Source organism: Marinococcus sp. LNHM4E3-1 (assembly GCF_056034405.1).
In genome coordinates this window covers 76,954-98,879 of the sequence record NZ_JBQLID010000012.1, presented here as the reverse complement: position 1 = coordinate 98,879, position 21,926 = coordinate 76,954, and the positions used below count along the sequence as shown (strand labels likewise).

Below are 21,926 nucleotides of genomic sequence, written 5' to 3'. Positions count from 1 at the left end.
AAATGGGTTCATCTTATTGGTGAAAACCTGCTCTACCTTAATTGTGATAAATTGCTCTCTCTAGTTTAGCGTTTACAACCCCCCTCCAGGAAATTTTTTAATTCTCGTTAACCCCTAACGTCAAGAAGCTGCAGGAGGAACTGGAGCAGCAATTTCAGCCGTACTTATTATCTTAAGCTTCAACACTACACTCCCACGAATTTCTTCCGATATTATAAATAAAGAAGACACTTTTTACCAACATGAACATACATCTAGAGGTTCTGACGCCCCAGGGCCTTTTTTATACTTTTAATTGGAAAGGAGGTGATGATATCGATGTCGGCAGTGTTTCAATCCTAAGCAGTCAACTGCAGGCGCAGCAGCAGGCGAACATATCGCTCATGCGCCAGTCGATGGAAACGGCGTCGAAGCAGAGCGCCGAGCTGCTCGATGACATGGCTGGCGGCAACCAGGCCGGGACGATGCAGAGCGTCGTTTCAGGCAAAGGCCAGTCGATCGACGTAAAGGGATAGGGATCATCCCAGGAGGAGGTAGGCGGGAGATGGATGTTTCTATTCGATCAGCCGGCGGCGAAGGTGCTTCGTCGAAGCGGGAGACAGGCGTTATGGATGCTTCAAAAGTAACGCCGAATGAATTGGTGGCAGCAGAAACCAATTCCGCGCTTCACGTGACAAAGAAGGAAGTGGAAAAATCATTCGAAACGTTGAGTGCGATGCTCGACCCGCATTTAACACGGTTGAAGTTCAACGTGCACGAAGACACCGACCGGGTGTACGTGCAGGTGATCGACCGCGAGACAGAGGAGATCGTGCGGGAAATACCGCCCGAATCACTTCTTGATTTTAATGCTTCGATCCTTCGCCAGGCCGGGCTGGTGGTAAACGAAAAAGGGTAAATGAAAAGCGTCTTCCTCCGGGGAGGCGTTTTTAATTTCATGATTAAAGTTTTGATTCTTTAGTCGTAATTAAGGTTTATGGAAAGGGGCGAAAAGGTAAGGGTTATTAGTTTGAATCTATTACATGGAGGGTGAGAGCAATGAGTAAAACGGCGGTTGTAACGGGGTCGGGGCAGGGGATTGGGAAGGGTATTGCGACGCGATTGGCGAAGGATGGATTTAATCTCGTGATCAGCGACATTGATAAGGAGAAAATGGAGGAAACGGTGCAGGCCATCAAAGACAACGGCAGTGAAGCCCTGGCGGTGGAAGCGAATGTAACGAGCAGGCAGGACATTAACGACCTTGTGAAAAAAGCCGCGGACCATTTCGGAAGCGTCGATGTGTTCGTAAATAATGCAGGCATTGACCACGTTGCTCCGCTTTTAAAAGTAGAGGAAGAGGACATCGAAAAAATTTTTGCGGTGAATGTGAACGGTGTTATTTTCGGCATTCAGGCAGCGGCCGAGCAGATGAAAAAGCAGGGCGGCGGCAAAATTATTAACGCGTGCAGTATTGCCGGCCATAAAGGCTTTCCAATGCTTGGTATTTACTCGGCCACCAAGTTTGCGGTTAAAGGCTTAACGCAGGCCTCCGCGCAGGAACTGGCGCCGGACAACATTACCGTTAACGCCTACTGCCCTGGCGTAGTCGGAACGAGCATGTGGGAGCGCATCGATGCCCGGATGGTTGAAGAAATGGGACTCGAAAAGCCGGGTGACGCATTTGAGAAATTCACGGCCGGCATCGCTCTGGGGCGTCCGCAGACGCCGGAGGACGTAGCGAATTTCGTTTCCTATCTTGCGTCGCCGGACTCAGATTACATGACCGGCCAGGCAGTGCTGATCGACGGCGGGATTGTGTACAACTAATAATATGTATAAATCAACTGCGTCTATCCTCCAGGATAGGCGCTTTTCATTCCTCTTCCCGAAACTTCCGTACGGTATTAACACAAAGAAGCAGAGCAATTACTGTTGCCATACTTACCTTGCTTACCATGCTGGGAGGCTCTCCTGCAGATAGACCGTCGATGCCGATCAGCATCGCAAACATCACAGCAAAATTACCAATAATACTCGAGATCAAATTCCAGTGCTCATCCACAAACATGCGGGAATACATGTGAACCTCCTTTCCTTACTTTTCCATTTACCGTGTAGTTTTATACTAACATACGAGGAAAATGTGCTACGATGACTGCAGTACCGAAAGGAGGAAGGTGGCATGAACACAAACGGAGTCCAGTCCGTCGACCGAGCGCTCCAGATCATCGACCTATTGGCCGAATCGCCGGAAGGCCTCGGAGTCACGGAACTTGCGAACCGCCTTGATGTTGCCAAAAGCACGGTGCACCGACTGCTGGCGTCTCTTCTGCAGAAGGGCTACGTGAAGCAGGGACGCGGGCGCGACGTGTATACGCTCGGGTTCGCCTTCATGGAAATGGGCGAACGGGTGGCGGAATCGATCGACGTGCGAAAAGCCGCTTCGGCCGTCCTTCACGATCTGGCCCAGGCAACGGCAAGCACGGTGCACCTCGTGCAGCTCGAAGGTTCCCAGGTGGTCTATATTGATAAAGTGGAAACATACGCGCGGCTGCGCCTGTTTTCCCGCGTGGGCCGTAAAGCACCGCTCTACTGCACCGGCGTCGGCAAAGCGCTGCTTGCGTTTCAGCCTCCGCACGTGCAGGAAAAGCTGGTGGACGAGCAGGACATGGTGCGTCATACGCCGCACACCATTACATCCAAAGAAGCGATGACGGTCGAGCTGAAACAAATCGCGGAAGAGGGTATCTCCTATGACCGGGAGGAGCATGAGCTCGGTGTTACCTGTGTGGCGGCTCCGATCTTTGATTTCCACCGGCGGGCGGTGGCGGCGGTGAGTGTAACGATGCCGCACATGAATGCAGAAACAATCGACTGGAAAACGACCGTACAGCAGGTGCAGCAGGCAGCGGCAGCCATATCACGGGAGCTCGGCCATTAAAAAGAACGCTTTCAATCTGCTGTGCGCTCTGCTACACTATAGGCAGTAATTTCCGTAAGGAACTTTCTTTTTAATCATAATACGGAACATTGTTCCTTAATAAGGAACAAAAGGAGGCCGAACGGCTATGAGTATTATTCAGACGATTGAACAGGAGAAAATAGTGCCGATTATCCGCAGCAGCGACAAAACGCAGCTGCAGCAGGTGATTGAATCGTTATATGCGGGCGGGGCCCGCGTACTCGAGGTGACGATGAACACGCCGGGAGCGCTTGCGGCGATTGAATGGGCAAAAGCGACCCACAGCGATCTGCATGTCGGTGCCGGCACAGTGCTGGACGCCGAATCTGCACGCACCGCGATTTTGTCCGGCGCGGAGTTTCTGCTTGCGCCGACGCTGGACGCCAAAACAATTGAAACCGGCAGCCGCTACGGCGTTCCGGTCATTCCGGGTGTGCTCACGCCGACTGAAATTCTGCAGGCAACCGAAGCCGGCGCGGAAATGGTGAAGATTTTCCCAATACGCGCGTTCGGGGCCTCTTATTTGAAGGATGTGCACGGGCCACTCTCGCACGTACGTGCGATGGCGGTTGGCGGCGTGTCGCTTGATAACATGCAGGAGTACCTGCAGCACGGCTGGCACGCGGTCGGCCTCGGCAGCCAGGTGGTGGATCCGAAGGCGATTGAACGCGGGGACATGAAGCAGCTGACCCGTAATATGGAAAAAGCCCGCGGCATTCTCCGGGAGGGAGGCGGAAGCCAATGAATGTAATTGTAATCGACGGCGGAACGACCAACACGCGTCTGCGGGTCGTGGATACCGAAACACTCGAGGTTAAAAAGCGCGTATCGCTCGACCAGGGCGTGCGCAACCAGGCAATAGAGCAGGATTTCTCCCTCCTGGAGAGACTGATTGATAACGAGCTCGACACGCTGGCTTCGCAGTTTACGTTCCGGGATGTGATTGGCTACGGCATGCTGACGGCAAACATCGGCATGCGCGAAGTGCCCCATGCCCCGTCGCCGCTTACGATGGAGGAGCTCGCCGAGCGTACGGTGCACGAGCGCTACTATGCGCGGCGCTGGCACTGGATCACCGGCATGAAAAACGGCGAAGAGCCGGTGGATGTGATGCGCGGCGAAGAGGTTGAAGCATTCGGGATGCTTTGTCATACGCCGGCCGAAGGCAGCGGCCTGATCCTCCTGCCGGGCTCGCACACCAAATACATCCGGGTCGAAGACGGCTCACGTCTGCTCAGCTGCACGTCCACCCTGGCCGGAGAAACGCTCTCGGCACTGCGGGCCTCCACGATTTTATCCGATTCGGTCGGACCGAAGCTTGTGGAAGCGCTCGAGTCGGAGGTGCTGATGGAGGGCTGGGATCTCGCGGAAACGGAAGGGTTTACGCGGGCGGCGTACTACGTGCGTCTGCGCCATTTGTTTGCTGATTACACCGAAAACGCCCGGGCAAACCTGCTGCTCGGCGCGGTATTGTACGAGGATATGAAAGCATTCGAACGCGCCGCTGCCGGTGCCGGTTGGATATATCTCGGCGGTCACGGAGCGATGCAGGAGGCGTACCGGCACGTGCTCGAACAGAAGCAGGAGCGCCCCGTCCACGCCTTTACGAAGCACGATCTCGAAAAAGCGTCACTGCAGGGAGCTCTGCAGCTGGCAAATATCGAACAGACGAAAGGGGAATCCCGATGAAAATCCGATCCTATGAACTATTTCAGGTGCCGCCGCGGTGGCTGTTTCTAAAAATTACGACCGACGAAGGCCTGGAAGGCTGGGGCGAGCCGATTGTGGAAGGGCGTGCTGCTTCCGTTAAGGCGGCCGTTGATGAACTGATGGAATACATGATCGGGGAAGACCCGATGCGGATCGAGGATCACTGGAACAAGCTGTACCGCTCCGGCTTCTACCGCGGCGGGCCGATTCATATGAGCGCGCTTGCCGGTATTGACCAGGCGCTCTGGGATATTAAGGGTAAGTTTTACAACGCCCCGATTTATGACCTGATGGGCGGTGCCTGCCGCTACAACATCAACATCTATTCCTGGATCGGCGGCGACCGTCCGAGTGATGTCGGTGCTGCGGCGAAGGAAACTGTCGAATCCGGATTCCGGGCGATTAAAATGAATGGCACGGAGGAAATGCAGTACATTGATACATTCGATAAGGTGGAAGAAGCGGTCGCCCGGGTGGCAGCCGTGCGGGAAGCCGTTGGCACAGGTGTCGGTATCGGCATCGACTTCCACGGGCGCGTGCACCGGCCGATGGCGAAGGTGATCGCCAAGGAGCTGGAGCCGTACCATCCGATGTTTATCGAAGAGCCGGTGCTGACCGAAAACATGGAGGCCCTGCAGGAGCTGCGCCAGCACACGCACATTCCGATTGCGACCGGCGAGCGCATGTATTCCCGCTGGGAGTTCAAAAACATCCTGGCGAACGGTTGGGTCGATATTATCCAGCCTGATCTGTCGCACGCCGGCGGAATCACCGAAGGCAAAAAAATCGCCACCATGGCGGAAGCCTACGACGTGGCGCTTGCCCCGCACTGCCCGCTCGGTCCGATTGCGCTTGCCGCCTGCCTGCAGGTGGACGCCACAAGCCATAACGCCTTCATTCAGGAGCAGAGCCTCGGCATTCACTACAACCAGAGTAACGACCTGCTTGACTACATCGAAGACAAAAGCGTGTTTGCCTATGAGGACGGCGCGGTGAAAATGCCGCAGGGACCGGGTCTTGGCATCACGATCAACGAAGACTACGTGCGGGAGCGCGCCAGGGAAAGTCACAACTGGAAAAACCCGGTGTGGCGGCATAAAGACGGCACAATCGCCGAGTGGTAAACAAAAGATCCAGCGCGCTCTCATCGGAGAGTATGCTGGATCTTTTTTATTCCTCGCGCAGAAAGTCGGTGATACAGGCGAGCAGGTGCGCCGGCGCGTCCTCCTGCACGAGATGGCCGGCGCCCGGAATAAGTTCCAGACGGGAGCCCGGTATTGCAGCATGCAGCGTATGAGCGCGGTCCACCGGGATCCAGGCATCGTTTTCGCCCCACACAATCAAGGCAGGAGCAGAAACATCCCCGTAGCGGGATTCGATCTCGTCAGTGTATTTTTGGTCAGCCTGCGCCATCTGCCGGTAAAAGGCGTGCTGGCCGTCAGCACCGAGCCACGGTGCTTTAATGCCCGCGAGCGTTTCCGTAGGCATCGGCTTATAGACCGCGCCCTGCACATAGGCTTCAGTCATCGCTTCGTGAATAAAGGTCGGGATGCCCTGAAAGGCTTCCATATGACTCGCGACGTGGGTGAAAAACGAAGAGCCCCACGGAGCAACGGCGACGGGGTCGATCAGAATTATTTTTTGAAACGGGCGTTCGTTTAACAGATGAGTACGGAGCACGGTCGTGCCGCCAAAGTCATGACCGACAATGATAGGGGCATCAAGACCCCAGGCGTTCAGCAGCTCGTCCAGGATCTGGTTCTGCACGCCGAGCGAAACGTCCTGGCCGTCACGCTTTTCCGACTGCCCGTATCCAAGCAGGTCATAGTAGTAGACGGTGTATGAGCGCTCGAGGGCAGGGATCAGGTGGCGCCAGTTGAACGACGACCACGGCGTGCCGTGGACGAGCACGAGCGGCGGGCCGCTGCCCTGAACATCGTAGCGGACATTTCCATGCTTCGTACGGATTTCTTTTGTTAAGCTCCAGTGCTGCATGAAAACTCACCCCTTTGAAGTTTTTAATGCTTTTTGGATGCCAAGGAGACATATACCAGTGCCGGCACCGAGCCATACCATGGCAGCGAGAAACACGAAGCTGAGAGCCGTGATGGGGTTTGAAGCTTCCCACCAGCCGTAGGCAGCTGCACCGGCAGCAGCCAGCAGAAGAAGCACACAAAAAATAGTCACGACAAGTATTGGGCGCCGTCGGTTACGGGCGAGCAGCCGGCTGAATACAACTAGAAGCGCAGCGGTTAAAAAGACAGCGCCCATTACGCCGTAATGCTGAAACCATTCCATGATCATTCCTCCATAGCGTTAGTTGTCGAGTGCTTTGTTTACCGCTTCGAGGGCGTGGACGCGGGTCGTATCGATCACTGGCAGATCCTTATCCTCCGAAGTGATCAGCATGCCGAGCTCCGTGCAGCCTAAAACGATACCCTCTGCCCCGTTTTCCCGCAGATGTGTCATCGCCTCGAGCATATAGCTTTTGGATACTGGGCGGATGATACCGTGGCAGAGTTCCTCAAAAATGATGCGGTTGATTTCTGCGCGTGCATCGGTACCGGGGACCGTCACCCCGAGCCCTGCTGCCTGAAGGCCGCCCGTGTAAAACGTTTCCTCCATCGTATATCTGGTGCCGAGCAGCCCAATGCGGGTGAGGTTCTGCCGCCGGATATCACGAGCGGCTGCTTCAGCAATGTGCAGGACCGGCACATGTATGTACGATTCGATTATTTCGATGACTTTGTGCATCGTATTGGTACAGAGAACGATAAAGTCGGCGCCACCCCGTTCAAGAGCTTCGGCCGCTTTCCCAAGTTGTTCTCCGGCAGCTTTCCAGTTCCCCGCGCTCTGCATTTGTTCAATCTCTTCAAAGTCGACGCTGTATAGGAGACACCGGGCCGAATGCAGGCGGCCGAGCCGGCGGTTTACCTCCTCATTAACCAGCTGATAGTACAGGGCGGAGGACTCCCAGCTCATGCCTCCGAGCAGCCCGATAGTTTGCATAGCCTTCACTCCTTTTCCAACGGTGTTTTTTCTGCCGTTACGTGCTTAATATTATCATTTTTTTACGCTTAATTTGCGCGCTATACAAACTATGTTATGATTAAGGTATCAGTAAATAGCTTTAGTATAAAAATGGAAACTGGATTTTAGCTCAAGTCGGTCAGCATTATGGACAAAAGCGCCATTCAATGCGCTGCATGCAGATGAAGCGATATTTTGGCTTATACGAATGATCATATACGATAAACGAGAGCCTGAAAAGCCTGTGTCTGTATTTCTGCGACCCGAGCTTTGAATAATTAGAAATACTTCTTAAGACAGAATGGGTGGGAATCTTCAGACATTAGCGCTGACAGATAAGCTGCAGAGATCAATACCTCTCTGTGGTTTTTTATATTAATACGTATTAAAGACCGACCAGTCCGATTGCCAGCATACAATATAATACATCGGCAGTAGTTGAAAAGAAGAACGCTTTTCTTCGCAGCCAGTACTAAGAAGGCTTCTTAGTGCTGGCTTTTTATCTGCCGGACCAAATTTTATAGAAAAGAGGCTGAAACAATGACTGCTCCTTCGTTTATATACTGCTACAGCTCAAAAGAACGCGAAGTAATTGCCGGCCGGCGTGAGGACATGAACATAGACGGATGGAAGCAGAAAGGATACACGATCGTAGAATGCAGTAATGAAGAGGAATTGTACGAAGGTGTAAAAGAGTTTCAGGCAAATGAATGGATTGTTACTATTATGTCGAACCTCTCGCTGTTTGAAAGATTTCTGCGCGAATCGTCCGCCGTAACAGAAAGCAGAGATGAAAACAGGTAATGATTTTATCGATAAAGATATAAGGGGCTGCTCTCACCACTAGGTAGCTTCTTAATGACGGGTGTAATGATAGACAAGCGAAAAAGTGGGTGCTATAGTAGGTTTAATTAAAGATAATAAGAATCTTTAATATCTTTATTAATTTACTTGCGAGAAAGGGGTAGAAAGATGACGCATTATCACCCTCACTCATTATCCGAAAAAAAAGCCTATTTGGACGGAAAAGAACGGCGGGAGGCTCTTCCTCCGGAAAAAGCGCTTGAAAGTATTACAATTCATACTTCTGACCGCGTGCTGGATTTAGGAGCCGGGACAGGATACTTGACGCTCCCGGCGGCAGAAAAAACGAAAGGACAGGTCTTTGCGTTTGATCGCGATCTGGAGATGCTTGAACTTATTGAAGCCAAGGCGGGTGAGAATTCTCTTACCAATATAAGCACTGTGCAGGGGGAGATGAATCAACTGCCGTTTTCCAATGCATCTGTGGAAGTGGTTCTGGCTTCGCTCGTGCTGCATGAAGCTTCGTCTCTTGCGCTGGTTCTCGAGGAAGTGCAGCGAGTACTTGTACCGGGCGGACGCCTGGTAATAGTGGAACTGGAAGATTACCCATCCAACGCACATCAGGCACCGCGCATTTCCCCGGAACAGATGGAGAGGATGGTCATCGAGGCCGGGATGCTTGTAACCGGGCGGTCCTTCCCGGCAAAAGGGTTTTATAAAGTAATAGCAGAAAAAGACGCATAGATAATAACTTCAAGAAAAACTATATTCTCATTTGACATTTTCACAAATTTCCTCTATATTTATCGATATTGATAATCATTATCACTATTGATAAGTAATACATAAACATATATGGGGGAGAAAACATGGGAATCGTTCGAAATCCAAAACGCTTACTGGGCATTACTGCTGCTTCTGTAGGGGTAATAGGAGCACTTGCCGGCTGTTCCGGCCAAAATGATTCTGACGGGGCTGAAACGTCCGGGTCGGAGGGAAATAATGAGGAAGAGGAAATCGTAATTGAGCACGCCTTTGGGGAAACGGTCATTGAAGGAGAGCCGGAGCGGGTGGCGACAGTGCAGTGGGGGAACCAGGATACGGTGCTAGCCCTGGATGAGGTACCTGTCGGCTTCTCCGCAGCTAATTACGGCGTTACTAATGATCAGGGCATTCTGCCATGGACAGAGGAAAAGCTGGATGAACTAGGGGCCGAAGACCCCAACGTGTATCAGGATACGGATGGCCTCGACTTTGAAGCTGTTTCCGACAGCAATCCCGACGTCATTCTTGCCGCTTACTCGGGTATTACCCAGGAGGATTATGATCTGTTGAGCGAAATTGCCCCGGTGGTTGCCTACCCGGAATCGCCGTGGACGACCTCGTGGCGTGACCAGATACGTTTAAATTCGAAAGGCATGGCTATGGAAAACGAGGGCGAAGAGCTTATTACAGAGACGGAGAACCTGATCGAAGAGAAAGCCTCTGAATATCCGGAAATCGAGGGTAAAACTGTCGCATGGGTGAATTTTTCCGCCAATGATTTGTCCGAGCTGCATTTTTACACGCCGGCCGACCCACGCGTCTCCTTTTTAAATGAACTGGGGTTTGAAAACCCGGACAGCGTAACGGAATTAGTCGAGGACGAATCGGCGTTTTCGGTAACGATGAGTGCTGAAAATGCGGATGCGCTTAATGACGTCGATCTGATCATGGGCTACGGAGATGAGGATTTGTATGAAGCCGTCCGCGCCGACCCACAACTCGGACAAATCTCTGCTGTTAAAGAAGGCAACGTAGCATTTGTTGAGGATGGATCTGAACTGGGAGCTGCAGGAACGCCAACAGCGCTGTCGATTCCCTACACAATCGATGAATATCTGGAACTGATTGGAGAAGCGCTCGACGAATCCGATGAGTAGTATTGTGAAAAAAAGAAGCGCTGCTATTGATTATGTACCGAGGCACCTGACAAAAGTACTTGCTTTCTTTTCCGCTGCTCTGGTTGTCTGTGTGCTCGCTTCCCTCGTTTTAGGGGCACGGACGCTTACGTGGGAGGAAATAACAGCCGGGTTGTCCTACTCGGGCACAGAGTCGTACGCCGTAAGCGTCGTGCAGGAACGGGTGCCTCGGACGGTGTTCAGTCTTTGCTGTGGGGCGGCTCTCGGCATATCCGGAGCGCTCATGCAGGCTGTGACCCGGAACCCGATTGCTGACCCGAGCATCCTGGGGGTAAATACAGGGGCGGCGTTGTTTGTGGTGGCAGGTCTTGCATTCTGGAATATCAGCACGGCGGGGCAGTACATCGGCTTTGCGATTGCAGGGGCCATTATCACAGCCGTTTTTGTGTACGGGATAGGCTCGATGGGACCGGCAGGGGCCACCCCGCTGAAGCTCGTATTGGCCGGAGCTGCCACAAGCGCGGCTTTGTCTTCCATCATCAGCATGATTATCCTGCCGCGGTCGAACATTTTGGATCAGTTCCGGTTTTGGCAGGTGGGAAGCGTTGGGTCCGGGAGCTGGAACAGCATTTTAGCGTTTTCTCCCTTTCTGGTGGTGGGGGTCATACTGGCTGTGCTGTCGGCTTCGGCGCTCAACGCGCTGGCTCTGGGAGATGAGGTGGCCACCGGGCAGGGCGTCCGCACCGGGGTGCTGAGAATTATCGCCGCCTTTGCAGGCGTTATCCTGTGCGGGGCGGCTACGGCGCTTGCAGGGCCGATAGGCTTTATCGGGCTTATGTCCACTCATTTCATCCGGCTGCTGCTCGGCCCTGATTTACGCTTTATTATTCCAATATCAGCGATGGTCGGAGCCATCATCCTTACGACAGCGGATGTTTTGGGGAGGATTGTGGTCAGCCCGGGTGAACTGGAGGCGGGCGTAGTGACGGCATTTATCGGTGCCCCGCTGTTAATCTTTTTAGCTATGCGAATGAAAGTGCGGTCGTTATGAATAATGTGATAAATGTAATCATTGCTGAACGCCGGCAGCGACGACGGAGATGGATGATTGTTAATATGCTGCTGGTGGTGCTTTGCCTGGCGCTTTGCGGTGCCATGCTGCTGCTTGGCAATACGATCTATTCCGTACCGGAGGTGTTTCGGGCGCTGACCGGGGATACGTCCGGCAGCGCCTCCTTTGCAGTTAACACGATCCGGCTGCCGCGCATGCTTGCCGGGCTTTTAGCCGGTTTTGCGTTTGGCATTGCCGGGAACGTCTTTCAGACTATGCTGAGAAATCCGCTGGCCAACCCCGAAATACTGGGCATTACCGCAGGATCAAGTGTGGCGGCTCTTTTTTGCATTCTCATTCTGCATACGAGTGATGGGGTCGTTTCCATCGCCGCACTGATTGCCGGACTTGCTACCGTGATCATTATTTATGGCTTTTCAAAAGCGGGCTCGTTTTCCACGGGGCGTTTGATATTGATTGGTATCGGCGTTCAGGCAATGCTCACCGCGTTTATATCATACCTGCAGCTGATCGGCCGACAGGAGGATTTGTCGAAGGCACTGCAGTGGTTAAGCGGTAGCCTGAACGGGGTACAGCTTGACGCGATGCTGCCGTTAATCATCGGAGTGGTGGTCTGTGCGCCAGTGGTTATAGCGCTTGGGAAACATTTAAGTATACTCGAGCTCGGCGAACAGTCAGCCGTCTCGCTCGGATTAAATACGGACGTGACGCGAATACTGCTTATTCTCAGTTCGGTAGGGATGCTTGCTCTGGCGACGTCGGTAACCGGTCCGATTGCGTTCGTCGCTTTTCTTTCGGGGCCCATCGCCAAACGACTCATAGGAAACAGCTTCACAAGCGTGATCCCTGCCGGCCTGATTGGTACCAATCTTGTGCTGGCCGCGGACCTGCTTGGCCAGTTCGCATTTGATACGAGGTTTCCGGTCGGCATTATTACCGGGGTGCTCGGTGCCCCGTTTCTGCTGTATCTGCTCATTCGAATGAATCGAAAGGGAAGTTTATAATGAAATCCACTCATCAGTTCCAAACGGAAAATATTGTCGCCGGATATGATCAGAAAACGGTGCTTGACCATATCAACGTGCAGATTAAGAGCAATCAGATTAATACGATTATCGGCGCGAATGCGTGTGGGAAATCCACGCTTCTGAAAGCCATGGCCCGTCTGCTTAAACCGCGGGGAGGGAAAATCACCCTCGATGGCAAAGCAATACATAAAATTCCCTCCAAGCAGCTGGCACGGACCCTGGGGCTGCTGCCGCAGTCGCCTATTGTGCCGGAGGGCATAACGGTTGCAGACCTGGTCGGAAGAGGCAGATTTCCGCACCAGTCGCTCCTGAAGGGGTGGAGCCTGAAGGATTATCAGGCGGTTGCAGAGGCGATGGAAACGATGAACATTACCGGGCTCGCGGAGCAGAACATCGATGAACTCTCCGGTGGTCAGCGGCAGCGCGTATGGATTGCGATGGCCCTGACACAGGAGACCGATATTTTATTTCTGGATGAGCCTACGACATTTCTGGATATTACCTATCAGCTCGAGATTTTAGATCTGTTAACCGATCTGAACCGTAAGCACGGTACGACTATTGTGATGGTACTTCATGATGTAAATTTATCGGCCCGCTATGCTGACCATATTTTTGCCCTTCGTGAAGGACAGCTTGTGACAAGTGGTACGCCATCTGAGGTGATTACAGCAGATATGATGAAGAACATTTACGATTTGGACTGCACCGTTATCGAGGATCCCGTATCGCTTTCTCCTTTAGTGGTACCGAAGGGGCGTTATCATAATCAAAGCAAGAAGTGAGGTTCATAAAGAAAAAGTAAAACGTAATTAACATTTATTATAAATTAGCTCACGCACAACATTTAAAACAAAAAACCTTTATCCGACTACGATAGGCCGGATAAAGATTTTTTTATAGGTGTTGAACTATCAAAATATATACGAGATAAATATAAAAATAAGCTGATGGATGAGTAAGTAAAGGTTAAAAAAGAAAATATAAGAAATTTTTAAAAGGGCTTGATTTAAAATATGTTATCGCTTACAATTTGTAAATACATTACTAAAACGGTTTAGTAATTTGTTAATGTTTAGTATAAAGAAAATTTAAATTAAAACTTTTTGAAGTTCGTGGAAAGTTTGATTATTTTAATATCTTCTCAATTAATTCTTTAAAATGAATCAATGTGCTTACTCAAGGACTAAGCTAAGCAATTCAATCAACATTACTAAATCGGTTTATTATATTTGAAGGAGGGCAGACAATACAGTAACCTGAAGATTTTTTAAAGCAATTTCTTTGAAAGCAGTAAACTACTTAAAAATCGAAAAACATACTATAAATATATTTTAAAAAGTAATTTAATTATCTTTGAAAACGGTATCAATCAATAATTTTTATACAAATATTAGGGGGTCTATTATGTTTAAGAAAGCTATTACATTGGGTTTAGTTTCAATTGGTGCGTTAAGTTTAACTGCTTGTGGAAACGGAGGAGATGATTCAGGCAGTGGAGGCGATTCAGGTGGCGAAGGCAATTCTGGAGACTCAGTTACATGGCAGTTAGGCCATTTATCGGACGAAGACCATGTTTGGCATAAAACTGCGGAGAAATTTGCTGAAGAAGTGGACAACAACACAGATGGTCAAGTAAATATCGAAATTTATCCAAACGAGGAATTAGGTGGAGAAACAGAGGTACTGAACAGCATTCAAGACGGGACGGCTGACATGACTATTTCTGGTGAAACAATGGAAAATTGGGCTCCAGAAGCTGCTATGATGGCTGCCCCATACGCGATTAGAGACGAAGAACATATGCAAACAGTAGTCGAGGGAGACATTGGTCAGGAAATTGAAAGTGCAATAAGCGACGAAGTTGGAGTAACACCTTTGTATTATCATATGAGGGCTCCAAGAAACCTTACTTCAAATGAGCCTATTAGCACACCAGAAGATTTGAATGGCTTTAGTATGCGTATACCGAACGTTCCTTTATTCCAATCTGCATGGCAGGAAGCAGGAGCAGACCCTCAGGTTATGGACTTTAGTGAAGTTTTTACCGGCTTACAGCAAGGGGTAATTGATGGGCAGGAAAACCCGGTAGACCTTATCCACAGCGGAGGGCTTTATGAAGTTCAGGACTATGTAAACAGAACAGAGCATGTTAATAGTTGGATTTATGTAGTGGTAGGTAACGAGCAATTGAATGAATTAGATGAAGAGACACAGGAGCAAGTAATGGAAGCAGCTGAAACAGCACAGCAACATGGCCAAGAGCTCTATGAAGAAGAAACAGCAGAGTATGAAAGCATGCTTGAAGAAGAAGGCATGAAATTTAACGATGACGTTGATACCGAAGCATTTAATGAAGCTATGCAGCCCGCTATTGAAGATACTTTATCTGAAGAGCAGCTAGACTTATACAATAGAATTGTAGAAACTGAATAAAAAATTCAACAGGAGAGAGGCAGCATAAGAGGGAACTTTTCCACTTTTATGCTGTCATTTCTAAAACCTGCTAGAGGTGTTTAGGGTGAAAATGTTAAAAATTTTGAATGGCATATTACTAACATTGACATTTCTGTTTTTTGCAGCTTTGATTACTGTAGTTACGCTGCAAATTTTAGGAAGATACATGCCATTTTCATTCATATGGACTGAAGAAGCTTCTAGATATTGTTTTATTTTTGGCATTGTTTTTGGGGCTCCATTAACAATGTATAGAAGAGAGTTTGTCCGTGTAGATTTAATTCTTTATGTAATTCCAGATCAATTTAAAAAATATTATGACGCTGTTATGTATTTAATAATAGGAACTTTTTCAATTATTTTTATGATAGCTGCTTTCAATTTTTCTTCAGTAGGGCAAAATCAAACCTCTTCCACACTAGGCATACCAATGTCAGTTATTTATAGTAGCATGACTATTTCTTTTGCATTGCTGATTATTTACAGCCTGCTTAATGCTTATTATTCATTGTTTGATAAATTTGATAGGGAGGAGGAGACATTATGATGGCCCTCGTTTTATTTTTAGCTTTTATGCTATTGCTTTTTTTAGGCATGCCAATTGCTTTTAGTTTGGGTATTTCATCTTTTATTTATATACTGCTAAACGATATACAATTGACTGTGATGGCTCAAAAGATGTTTGAAGGTATCAATTCTTTTGTTTTATTAGCTATACCAGGATTCATTTTGGCTGGAAACCTTATGAATGCAGGCGGTATTACAAAGAGAATAATTGATTTCGCCAATAAACTTGTTGGTCATATTCGAGGAGGCTTAGGGCTTGCTAACGTTGGTTCTTCAATGGGATTTGCCGGTATTTCGGGCACAGCATTAGCAGATACGGCTAGTATAGGTTCCGTAATGATTCCAGCTATGAAAAAAGAAGGCTATGACGCTCCTTTTGCAGTAGCGGTTACTTCTTCTTCATCTACTGTAGGCCCATTAATTCCTCCTTCTACTCCTATGATTATAGTCGGTACATTAGCAACTATATCTATTGGAGAATTGTTTCTTGCTGGAGCTATTCCGGGGATTATCATTGGCTTGAGCTTGATGCTAGTTACATATGTAATTTCCGTAAAAAGAAATTACCCAGTGCAGCCTAGAGCTTCTGTCGTTTCAATAATTAAGTCAATTCCTGGTGCGTTTTTTTCCTTGCTGATGATATTTATTATTTTGTACGGTATTTTAGGTGGCATATTTACTCCTACGGAAGCATCAATAGTAGCAGTTTTATACGCGTTGGTTATAGGGGTAGCCGTTTATAGAGAAGTCAAAATAAGAGAACTGCCGAAAATATTGATTGATTCTATGATTACTACAGCCGGAATAATGTTTCTGGTTGGTTTCGCGAACTTATTTGGATGGATTCTTGTAAGTGAAAGAATACCCCAACTAGTGGCTGACACCATATTAACTATTTCAGAAAACCCAATTATAGTAATCCTGCTTTTAAATGTGCTGTTATTAATTGTCGGAACATTTATGGAAACAATTGCCGCTTTGTTAATTTTATTTCCAGTTTTAATGCCAGTGGCCACACAGGTAGGTATGGATCCCACACAGTTTGCAGTAATGATGGTGTTGAATTTAATTATTGGCCTATCTACTCCTCCAGTAGGTGTTTGTCTATTTGTTGCTTCTTCAATTGGTAATGTTTCTTTAATGAGGTCGTCAATAGCATTAATCCCATTTTTGTTAATGAGTTTAGCTGTTTTGCTTTTGGTGAGCTTTGTACCGTCCGTTTCCCTATTCCTGCCTGAATTATTTGATGACTAATGGGGGGAGAGAAAAATGAGTGATAAGAAAACAAATATTACAATTGAAGAATTAAAGGAACTGGTATCAAAAAAATTGCAAAACCATGGTGTTGCAAAAAACGAAAGCTTAACAGTAGCGGAAGTATTAGTACACGCTGATGAACGTGGAGTGCACTCACATGGAGTGATGCGAATGAATCATTATATAGAAAAGATAAAAAAAGGGGGGATAAACCCTGCGCCTTCTATAGTTTATGACTCACAAAGTTCTTCTACAGGGGTAGTAGAAGGAGATGCAGGTTTAGGACACGTAGTAGCGGAGTATGCGACTAAAAAAGCAATAAAAAATGCATTAAATTGTGGTGTAGGGGTTGTCACTGCAAGAAATAGCAGTCATTGCGGAGCTTTAAGTTTTTATACAGAAATGATAGCTGACTCTAACTTAATTGGAATCGTTATGAGCCAAACAGATAAAGCAGTAGTGCCATTTGGCGGTAAAGAACCGTTCTTCGGCACCAATCCTATTGCAATAGGGGCACCCGCTTACAAAGAGAAGCCCTTTATTTTTGATATGGCTACTTCAGCTGCCGCATTAGGAAAAGTGCTAAAAGCAAGAGAGGATAATAAAAACATTCCTTTAGAATGGGGAGTGGATAGTAATGGAGAAAATGTTAATGATCCTTTTAAATTAAAGAACTTATTACCTGCTGGAGGCCCTAAGGGTTACGGTTTGGCAGCAATGGTCGATATATTGTCTGGTATATTAGCTGGAGTAGCGTTTGGGCCGCATATCAATAGCATGTATGAAAACCTTGAACAAAAAAGGAATTTAGGTCATTTCTTTCTGGCAGTTAACCCAGCCTATTTTACAGACTTAAATACATTTTTATTCCAAATGGATCAGATGATAAAAGAATTACGGGAAGCTCCGGGCGGGGAAAACGTTGAAAGAGTCTACGTACCTGGGGAAATAGAACAGATCAAAGCAGAACAAAGCAAAAAAGAGGGTATTTTTATCGAGCAAAATACGATCGACTTTTTAAAGCAATAAATGAGCTATCTGTTTAATAAGTATGGAATAATTGTGAAAGAAAAATGATATCGTTTATAATTAACAGAAATAAATCGATTTAAAGGGTTGGGAAACATGGATAAAAAAAAATCATCTTATTTAACAATGTCTGATGTAGCTAAAAAAGCAAATGTTTCTAAAAGCACTGTTTCCCAGTATCTAAATGGCCGGTATGAATTTATGTCCAAAAAAACCAGGGAAATTATAGAGCTGGTCATTGAGGAAACAGGATATTCGCCAAATGCAGTGGCTAGGAGTTTGAAAGTAAAAAAAACCTCAACTATCGGTGTGATTGTGGCGAATATTCTTCATAAATTTTCTACTGAAATTATCCGTGCGATTGAAGACGTTTGCATGGAAGCAGAAGTACATGTCATCGTCTGTAATGCTGATGATGACCCGGGAAAAGAACGAAAATATATTCAAACGTTAATGGCAAAGCAAGTAGATGGATTTATTATTTTCCCTACTGGAAACAATATTGATATGTACAATCTTTTAGAAGAAAGAGAAATACCTCTCGTTTTTTTAGACCGAATTATTCCAGATTTATCAGTAAATACAGTTTTGCTTGATAATTTTAAAGCAGTAGATATAGCTGTCGAAACGTTTGTGCAGGCGAATCATAAGAAAATTGGTATTATCACTATGCCAGCCACTGATTATGTAACACCGCGCTTAGAACGTTTAGAAGGATTTCGCATAAGTATGGAACGCTTTGGGCTGAGGATGAACGAAAATCATATAGTAACTAATTCTTTAGATCAAATTCAACAAGAAATCACTAACATTTTCAATGAACCGGAACCTCCCACAGCTATACTTGCTGGAAATGACTTAGTATTATTAGAAATACTTAATGAGTGCAAAAATAACGATCGGAAAATTCCAGACGATTTTAGTTTAATCAGCATTGATGACGTTTCTTATGCAAACATATATCAACCCTCTCTTACCACAATAAAACAACCAAGTGAAGATATTGGGAAACGAGGGGCTGAAATCTTGCTAAAAAGCATTCATGGTGAAGTTAATGATCAAAAGATTTATCGAATGGATCCAACATTAATCAGCCGGGAATCAGTACAAACGATATAAAAAAATGTTTTATTTTAGAATCTTTAAACTAAATCGATTTAGTAGCTTTGTTCACAGGAGGAACTAACATGAAAAAGATAATGACCCTTGGGGAAATGATGATGCGCTTCTCTCCTCCCGGGGTAGAAACAATAAAACAACATTCATCTTTAGAAACTTTCTATGGTGGGGCTGAAATTAACGTTGCTGTGGCTTTAAGTAATCTGGGAACAGACACGGAAGTGATCACAGCACTTCCAGATAATTCTTTAGGAGACGCAGCGTTAGCTTACTTGCAGAAAGAAGGAGTGAAAACTAACGCTATTCAACGTGAGGGTGAAAGGATAGGAACATATTTTGTTGAAAGAGGCACAGCAGAACGTCCTTCGAAAATAACATATGACAGAGCTTATTCTTCTTTTTCGCAATGGAATCCTTCACTTTCGATAAGTAATGAATGGTTTAAAGATTGTGCTATTTTACACATTTCTGGAATTACTCTGGCCATTAGCCAGGAAGCTCGCAATACAGCATATACTTTTGCACAAAAAGCAAAAGAAAATGGTGTGAAAATTAGTTTTGATTTTAACTATCGCAGCAAGCTTTGGAGCGTAGAAGAGGCGAAGGAAGCTTTTGAAGATTTTTTACCTATGGTTGATATATGCTTCGTTGGTGTAAAGGATCTTACGCATATTTTAAATTATAATTCCTCTAACAATGTAGAGCACCAAGAGGAGATGTATTTAACATTTATGAAAGACTATGAACTTACTTGGCTTGCTTCTTCGAAGCGTTACCCAGTCACCAATATGCAGCATCGATTATCCGGTATGCTTTTACATTCTTCAGGTGAACGTGCTGAAGCGCCAATTTATGATATTTCCATCCATGATCGGATTGGCGGAGGCGACGCATTTGCTGCTGGAGTACTTCACCAGCTTCTGGAAGCCGCGACAGAAACGTCAAGTATGTATGAAATAATAAAATTTGCAGTAGCTGTAGGAGTGTTAGCACACACAGTTCCAGGTGACGCATTTTGCTTAAGCAAAGAAGATGTTGGAGCTTTTTTAGATAACCAAAATGGCAGCGATATCAATCGTTAAAGGAGGAAGCTGAAATGGATATTGGATTTCGTTGGTACGGCGAGGGAAATGACAATGTAGAGTTATCAAACATCAGGCAGATACCCGGGGCCAAACAGATTGTTTGGGCACTTCACCATAAACCGGCAGGGGAAGTATGGGAGAAAGAAGAAATACAAAGCGAAATACAATTGATTGAATCCTATGGTTTTAAGGCGGAAGTTGTAGAAAGTGTAAATGTTCATGAAGATATTAAATTAGGTTTGCCAACAAGAGAAGAATACATTGCTAACTATATTGAAACAATAAAAAACTTGGGCGAATCAGGTGTAAAAGTAATTTGCTACAACTTTATGCCAGTGTTTGACTGGATTCGAACCGATTTAGCTAAAAAGATGGCGGATGGATCAACTGCATTGTTTTATGAAAAAGATCTTCTGAATGATGCCACTCCTCAGGATATTATCGAAAGGGTGCTGCAAAACCCCGAATTTACTATGCCGGGTTGGGAACCGCAAAGATTGAGTAAAATAGAACAAACCATACAGCAGTATGAAAATGTCACTGAAGATGATCTGTTCTCCAATTTGCAATATTTTTTAGAAAGAGTTATTCCCGTTTGCAAAGAACATGATGTTCGTCTGGCTATCCACCCTGACGATCCGCCATGGTCTGTGTTTAATCTTCCTAGAATTGTTTCGAATAAAGAACAATTGCAAAGGGTTCTATCATTAGTGGACGAGGAACACAATGGTTTAACTTTATGCAGTGGAGCTTTAGGGGCAAATAAAGAAAACGATGTGCCCTCAATGATTTACGCATTTCAGGATAGAATCCATTTTGCGCATGTCCGGAACGTCTATCGTTACGAAAATGGTGACTTTATTGAATCCTCTCACCGTGAAGAGGACGGGTCTGTTCCGATTACGGATATTATGAATGCCTACTATGAGATTAATTACAAAGGATGTATTCGTCCAGACCACGGACGGCATATATGGAATGAAGAGGGAAGGCCTGGTTATGGATTGTATGATCGTGCTTTAGGGATTATGTATATGCTTGGAATCTGGGATCAAAAACGAAAGGAGAAGATGTAATTGAGTCATAAATCATTACAAGGAAAAGTTGCTATTGTTACGGGTGGTGGCGGTGTTTTATGTGGCCAAATGGCAGAAACATTAGGCGCTCAGGGCGTCAAAGTCGTGGTGCTCAGTAGAAAACAAGATAACGCTCAAAAGGTAGCCGATAGAATTATTGCAGATGGAGGAGAAGCAATTGCCTTTGCCTGTGATGTTACTAAGAAAAATGACATTGAAGCTGTAAATGAAAAAATCCAGGAACATTATGAACAGTATCATATTTTAATTAATGGGGCTGGAGGAAATCATCCCGAAGCCGTTACTACTAATGAGGCTTTTCGTTGGGAAGATGTCCATGACCCGGAAGTGAACTCTTTTTTCGATATTTCGGAAGAAGGCATGAATCATGTGCATGATCTGAATTTCTCGGGATCAGTGCTTTCTACACAAGTTTTCTTAAAGCATATGATTCATGAAGAAGAAAGCACAGTTATTAATATCTCTTCAATGAGCGCACCCAGCCCAATGACTAAAGTTCTTTCCTATAGTGCTGCAAAAGCCGGCATTGAAAATTTCACCCAGTGGCTGGCAGTGCACATGGCAAAGCATAACATTCGTTGTAATGCTGTAGCTCCAGGTTTCTTTTTAACAAAACAAAATAGAAAAATGCTATTGGATGAAAACGACCAGTTGACCGAACGCTCAACAAAAATAATCAATCACACCCCAATGGAACGATTTGGGCAGCCGGATGATCTTACTGGAACAGTATTATGGTTGGCAGATCCTTCATATTCAAGATTTGTTACAGGAATAACTGTGCCTGTGGATGGCGGTTTCATGGCCTACTCTGGAGTTTAAAAGG

The 21,926-nt window shown here is 46.6% G+C and carries 25 protein-coding genes; 21 read left to right on the top strand and 4 right to left on the bottom strand.

The window, feature by feature from the left end:
- Positions 1–242 precede the first annotated feature (242 nt).
- From ACTRXI_RS13030 to ACTRXI_RS13020, 3 genes are all read left to right on the top strand, one after another.
- Entirely contained in the window at positions 243–515 is a 273-nt protein-coding gene (locus tag ACTRXI_RS13030) for a putative motility protein (RefSeq protein ID WP_474263166.1), read from the top strand.
- Between the two features lie 29 nt (positions 516–544).
- Entirely contained in the window at positions 545–898 is a 354-nt protein-coding gene (locus tag ACTRXI_RS13025) for a flagellar protein FlaG (protein WP_474263164.1), read from the top strand.
- A gap of 140 nt (positions 899–1,038) precedes the next feature.
- On the top strand, positions 1,039–1,809 hold the full coding sequence (locus tag ACTRXI_RS13020; protein ID WP_474263162.1) for an acetoin reductase: 771 nt from the start codon (positions 1,039–1,041) through the stop codon (positions 1,807–1,809).
- A 46-nt stretch (positions 1,810–1,855) separates the two neighbouring features.
- Here ACTRXI_RS13020 and ACTRXI_RS13015 read toward each other — a convergent pair whose 3' ends face one another.
- Positions 1,856–2,062 carry a hypothetical protein gene (locus ACTRXI_RS13015; RefSeq protein ID WP_474263160.1) on the bottom strand — a complete coding sequence of 69 codons (207 nt, stop codon included), beginning with the start codon at positions 2,060–2,062 and terminating at the stop codon, positions 1,856–1,858.
- A 102-nt stretch (positions 2,063–2,164) separates the two neighbouring features.
- Here ACTRXI_RS13015 and ACTRXI_RS13010 point away from each other — a divergent pair, with 102 nt between their 5' ends.
- The 4 genes from ACTRXI_RS13010 (at position 2,165) to dgoD (ending at position 5,778) form a co-directional block, all read left to right on the top strand.
- Positions 2,165–2,923, top strand: a complete 759-nt coding sequence (locus tag ACTRXI_RS13010) for an IclR family transcriptional regulator (RefSeq protein ID WP_474263158.1) — start codon at positions 2,165–2,167, stop codon at positions 2,921–2,923.
- A gap of 127 nt (positions 2,924–3,050) precedes the next feature.
- On the top strand, positions 3,051–3,689 hold the full coding sequence (locus ACTRXI_RS13005) for a bifunctional 4-hydroxy-2-oxoglutarate aldolase/2-dehydro-3-deoxy-phosphogluconate aldolase (RefSeq protein WP_474263156.1): 639 nt from the start codon (positions 3,051–3,053) through the stop codon (positions 3,687–3,689).
- The gene (locus ACTRXI_RS13000; RefSeq protein ID WP_474263154.1) at positions 3,686–4,633 is read left to right on the top strand and encodes a 2-dehydro-3-deoxygalactonokinase; all 948 of its coding nucleotides are present in this window, start codon (positions 3,686–3,688) and stop codon (positions 4,631–4,633) included. The genes ACTRXI_RS13005 and ACTRXI_RS13000 overlap by 4 nt, the downstream gene beginning before the upstream one ends.
- Positions 4,630–5,778, top strand: coding sequence for a galactonate dehydratase (gene dgoD / locus ACTRXI_RS12995; protein WP_474263152.1), 1,149 nt, complete (start codon positions 4,630–4,632; stop codon positions 5,776–5,778). The genes ACTRXI_RS13000 and dgoD overlap by 4 nt, the downstream gene beginning before the upstream one ends.
- Before the next feature lie 46 nt (positions 5,779–5,824).
- Here dgoD and ACTRXI_RS12990 read toward each other — a convergent pair whose 3' ends face one another.
- The 3 genes from ACTRXI_RS12990 to ACTRXI_RS12980 are packed head-to-tail and all read right to left on the bottom strand — an operon-like array spanning position 5,825 to position 7,663.
- Positions 5,825–6,649 carry an alpha/beta fold hydrolase gene (locus tag ACTRXI_RS12990; protein ID WP_474263150.1) on the bottom strand — a complete coding sequence of 275 codons (825 nt, stop codon included), beginning with the start codon at positions 6,647–6,649 and terminating at the stop codon, positions 5,825–5,827.
- Positions 6,650–6,655: 6 nt separating this feature from the next.
- The gene (locus tag ACTRXI_RS12985) at positions 6,656–6,952 is read right to left on the bottom strand and encodes a hypothetical protein (protein WP_474263148.1); all 297 of its coding nucleotides are present in this window, start codon (positions 6,950–6,952) and stop codon (positions 6,656–6,658) included.
- Between the two features lie 18 nt (positions 6,953–6,970).
- Entirely contained in the window at positions 6,971–7,663 is a 693-nt protein-coding gene (locus ACTRXI_RS12980; protein WP_474263146.1) for an aspartate/glutamate racemase family protein, read from the bottom strand.
- Between the two features lie 561 nt (positions 7,664–8,224).
- Between ACTRXI_RS12980 and ACTRXI_RS12975 the strand changes: the two genes are divergently transcribed.
- From ACTRXI_RS12975 to ACTRXI_RS12910, 14 genes are all read left to right on the top strand, one after another.
- Positions 8,225–8,488 (top strand): hypothetical protein, encoded by a 264-nt coding sequence (locus ACTRXI_RS12975; protein ID WP_474263144.1) that lies wholly within the window; start codon positions 8,225–8,227, stop codon positions 8,486–8,488.
- 147 nt (positions 8,489–8,635) lie between these two features.
- The gene (locus tag ACTRXI_RS12970) at positions 8,636–9,232 is read left to right on the top strand and encodes a class I SAM-dependent methyltransferase (protein WP_474263142.1); all 597 of its coding nucleotides are present in this window, start codon (positions 8,636–8,638) and stop codon (positions 9,230–9,232) included.
- Positions 9,233–9,357: 125 nt separating this feature from the next.
- Positions 9,358–10,410, top strand: coding sequence for an iron-siderophore ABC transporter substrate-binding protein (locus tag ACTRXI_RS12965; RefSeq protein ID WP_474263140.1), 1,053 nt, complete (start codon positions 9,358–9,360; stop codon positions 10,408–10,410).
- Positions 10,403–11,440 (top strand): FecCD family ABC transporter permease, encoded by a 1,038-nt coding sequence (locus ACTRXI_RS12960; RefSeq protein WP_474263137.1) that lies wholly within the window; start codon positions 10,403–10,405, stop codon positions 11,438–11,440. The genes ACTRXI_RS12965 and ACTRXI_RS12960 overlap by 8 nt, the downstream gene beginning before the upstream one ends.
- Complete coding sequence (locus tag ACTRXI_RS12955; protein ID WP_474263135.1) at positions 11,437–12,465, top strand: FecCD family ABC transporter permease; 1,029 nt, start codon at positions 11,437–11,439, stop codon at positions 12,463–12,465. The genes ACTRXI_RS12960 and ACTRXI_RS12955 overlap by 4 nt, the downstream gene beginning before the upstream one ends.
- Entirely contained in the window at positions 12,465–13,274 is an 810-nt protein-coding gene (locus ACTRXI_RS12950; protein ID WP_474263133.1) for an ABC transporter ATP-binding protein, read from the top strand. The genes ACTRXI_RS12955 and ACTRXI_RS12950 overlap by 1 nt, the downstream gene beginning before the upstream one ends.
- A 622-nt stretch (positions 13,275–13,896) precedes the next feature.
- Positions 13,897–14,925, top strand: coding sequence for a TRAP transporter substrate-binding protein (locus ACTRXI_RS12945; protein ID WP_474263131.1), 1,029 nt, complete (start codon positions 13,897–13,899; stop codon positions 14,923–14,925).
- A gap of 91 nt (positions 14,926–15,016) precedes the next feature.
- Positions 15,017–15,493, top strand: coding sequence for a TRAP transporter small permease (locus ACTRXI_RS12940; RefSeq protein WP_474263174.1), 477 nt, complete (start codon positions 15,017–15,019; stop codon positions 15,491–15,493).
- On the top strand, positions 15,490–16,767 hold the full coding sequence (locus tag ACTRXI_RS12935; RefSeq protein WP_474263129.1) for a TRAP transporter large permease: 1,278 nt from the start codon (positions 15,490–15,492) through the stop codon (positions 16,765–16,767). Before ACTRXI_RS12940 ends, ACTRXI_RS12935 begins: the two co-directional genes overlap by 4 nt.
- 15 nt (positions 16,768–16,782) lie before the next feature.
- Entirely contained in the window at positions 16,783–17,799 is a 1,017-nt protein-coding gene (gene allD / locus ACTRXI_RS12930; RefSeq protein ID WP_474263127.1) for an ureidoglycolate dehydrogenase, read from the top strand.
- A 96-nt stretch (positions 17,800–17,895) separates the two neighbouring features.
- Positions 17,896–18,918, top strand: a complete 1,023-nt coding sequence (locus ACTRXI_RS12925; protein WP_474263125.1) for a LacI family DNA-binding transcriptional regulator — start codon at positions 17,896–17,898, stop codon at positions 18,916–18,918.
- Positions 18,919–18,986: 68 nt separating this feature from the next.
- On the top strand, positions 18,987–20,000 hold the full coding sequence (locus ACTRXI_RS12920) for a sugar kinase (protein WP_474263123.1): 1,014 nt from the start codon (positions 18,987–18,989) through the stop codon (positions 19,998–20,000).
- A gap of 14 nt (positions 20,001–20,014) precedes the next feature.
- Positions 20,015–21,079: a mannonate dehydratase gene (gene uxuA, locus ACTRXI_RS12915; RefSeq protein WP_474263121.1), complete on the top strand. Its 1,065-nt coding sequence runs from the start codon at positions 20,015–20,017 to the stop codon at positions 21,077–21,079.
- A complete protein-coding gene (locus tag ACTRXI_RS12910) occupies positions 21,080–21,922 on the top strand; it encodes an SDR family oxidoreductase (RefSeq protein ID WP_474263119.1) in 843 nt (280 codons plus the stop codon). It begins immediately after the preceding gene.
- Positions 21,923–21,926 lie beyond the last annotated feature (4 nt).

Excerpts from the sequence above, each read along its gene's own strand:
- ACTRXI_RS12925 (WP_474263125.1), top strand. The coding sequence starts at position 17,896 with ATGGATAAAAAAAAATCATCTTATTTAACAATGTCTGATGTAGCTAAA.
- ACTRXI_RS12985 (WP_474263148.1), bottom strand. The coding sequence starts at position 6,952 with ATGGAATGGTTTCAGCATTACGGCGTAATGGGCGCTGTCTTTTTAACC.
- ACTRXI_RS12935 (WP_474263129.1), top strand. The coding sequence starts at position 15,490 with ATGATGGCCCTCGTTTTATTTTTAGCTTTTATGCTATTGCTTTTTTTA.
- ACTRXI_RS13030 (WP_474263166.1), top strand. The coding sequence starts at position 243 with ATGAACATACATCTAGAGGTTCTGACGCCCCAGGGCCTTTTTTATACT.
- ACTRXI_RS12960 (WP_474263137.1), top strand. The coding sequence starts at position 10,403 with ATGAGTAGTATTGTGAAAAAAAGAAGCGCTGCTATTGATTATGTACCG.
- dgoD (WP_474263152.1), top strand. The coding sequence starts at position 4,630 with ATGAAAATCCGATCCTATGAACTATTTCAGGTGCCGCCGCGGTGGCTG.
- ACTRXI_RS13020 (WP_474263162.1), top strand. The coding sequence starts at position 1,039 with ATGAGTAAAACGGCGGTTGTAACGGGGTCGGGGCAGGGGATTGGGAAG.
- ACTRXI_RS12945 (WP_474263131.1), top strand. The coding sequence starts at position 13,897 with ATGTTTAAGAAAGCTATTACATTGGGTTTAGTTTCAATTGGTGCGTTA.
- ACTRXI_RS13005 (WP_474263156.1), top strand. The coding sequence starts at position 3,051 with ATGAGTATTATTCAGACGATTGAACAGGAGAAAATAGTGCCGATTATC.
- ACTRXI_RS12980 (WP_474263146.1), bottom strand. The coding sequence starts at position 7,663 with ATGCAAACTATCGGGCTGCTCGGAGGCATGAGCTGGGAGTCCTCCGCC.
- ACTRXI_RS12955 (WP_474263135.1), top strand. The coding sequence starts at position 11,437 with ATGAATAATGTGATAAATGTAATCATTGCTGAACGCCGGCAGCGACGA.
- ACTRXI_RS12940 (WP_474263174.1), top strand. The coding sequence starts at position 15,017 with ATGTTAAAAATTTTGAATGGCATATTACTAACATTGACATTTCTGTTT.
- ACTRXI_RS12965 (WP_474263140.1), top strand. The coding sequence starts at position 9,358 with ATGGGAATCGTTCGAAATCCAAAACGCTTACTGGGCATTACTGCTGCT.
- ACTRXI_RS12975 (WP_474263144.1), top strand. The coding sequence starts at position 8,225 with ATGACTGCTCCTTCGTTTATATACTGCTACAGCTCAAAAGAACGCGAA.
- allD (WP_474263127.1), top strand. The coding sequence starts at position 16,783 with ATGAGTGATAAGAAAACAAATATTACAATTGAAGAATTAAAGGAACTG.
- ACTRXI_RS12950 (WP_474263133.1), top strand. The coding sequence starts at position 12,465 with ATGAAATCCACTCATCAGTTCCAAACGGAAAATATTGTCGCCGGATAT.
- ACTRXI_RS13025 (WP_474263164.1), top strand. The coding sequence starts at position 545 with ATGGATGTTTCTATTCGATCAGCCGGCGGCGAAGGTGCTTCGTCGAAG.
- ACTRXI_RS13000 (WP_474263154.1), top strand. The coding sequence starts at position 3,686 with ATGAATGTAATTGTAATCGACGGCGGAACGACCAACACGCGTCTGCGG.
- ACTRXI_RS13010 (WP_474263158.1), top strand. The coding sequence starts at position 2,165 with ATGAACACAAACGGAGTCCAGTCCGTCGACCGAGCGCTCCAGATCATC.
- uxuA (WP_474263121.1), top strand. The coding sequence starts at position 20,015 with ATGGATATTGGATTTCGTTGGTACGGCGAGGGAAATGACAATGTAGAG.
- ACTRXI_RS12990 (WP_474263150.1), bottom strand. The coding sequence starts at position 6,649 with ATGCAGCACTGGAGCTTAACAAAAGAAATCCGTACGAAGCATGGAAAT.
- ACTRXI_RS12920 (WP_474263123.1), top strand. The coding sequence starts at position 18,987 with ATGAAAAAGATAATGACCCTTGGGGAAATGATGATGCGCTTCTCTCCT.
- ACTRXI_RS13015 (WP_474263160.1), bottom strand. The coding sequence starts at position 2,062 with ATGTATTCCCGCATGTTTGTGGATGAGCACTGGAATTTGATCTCGAGT.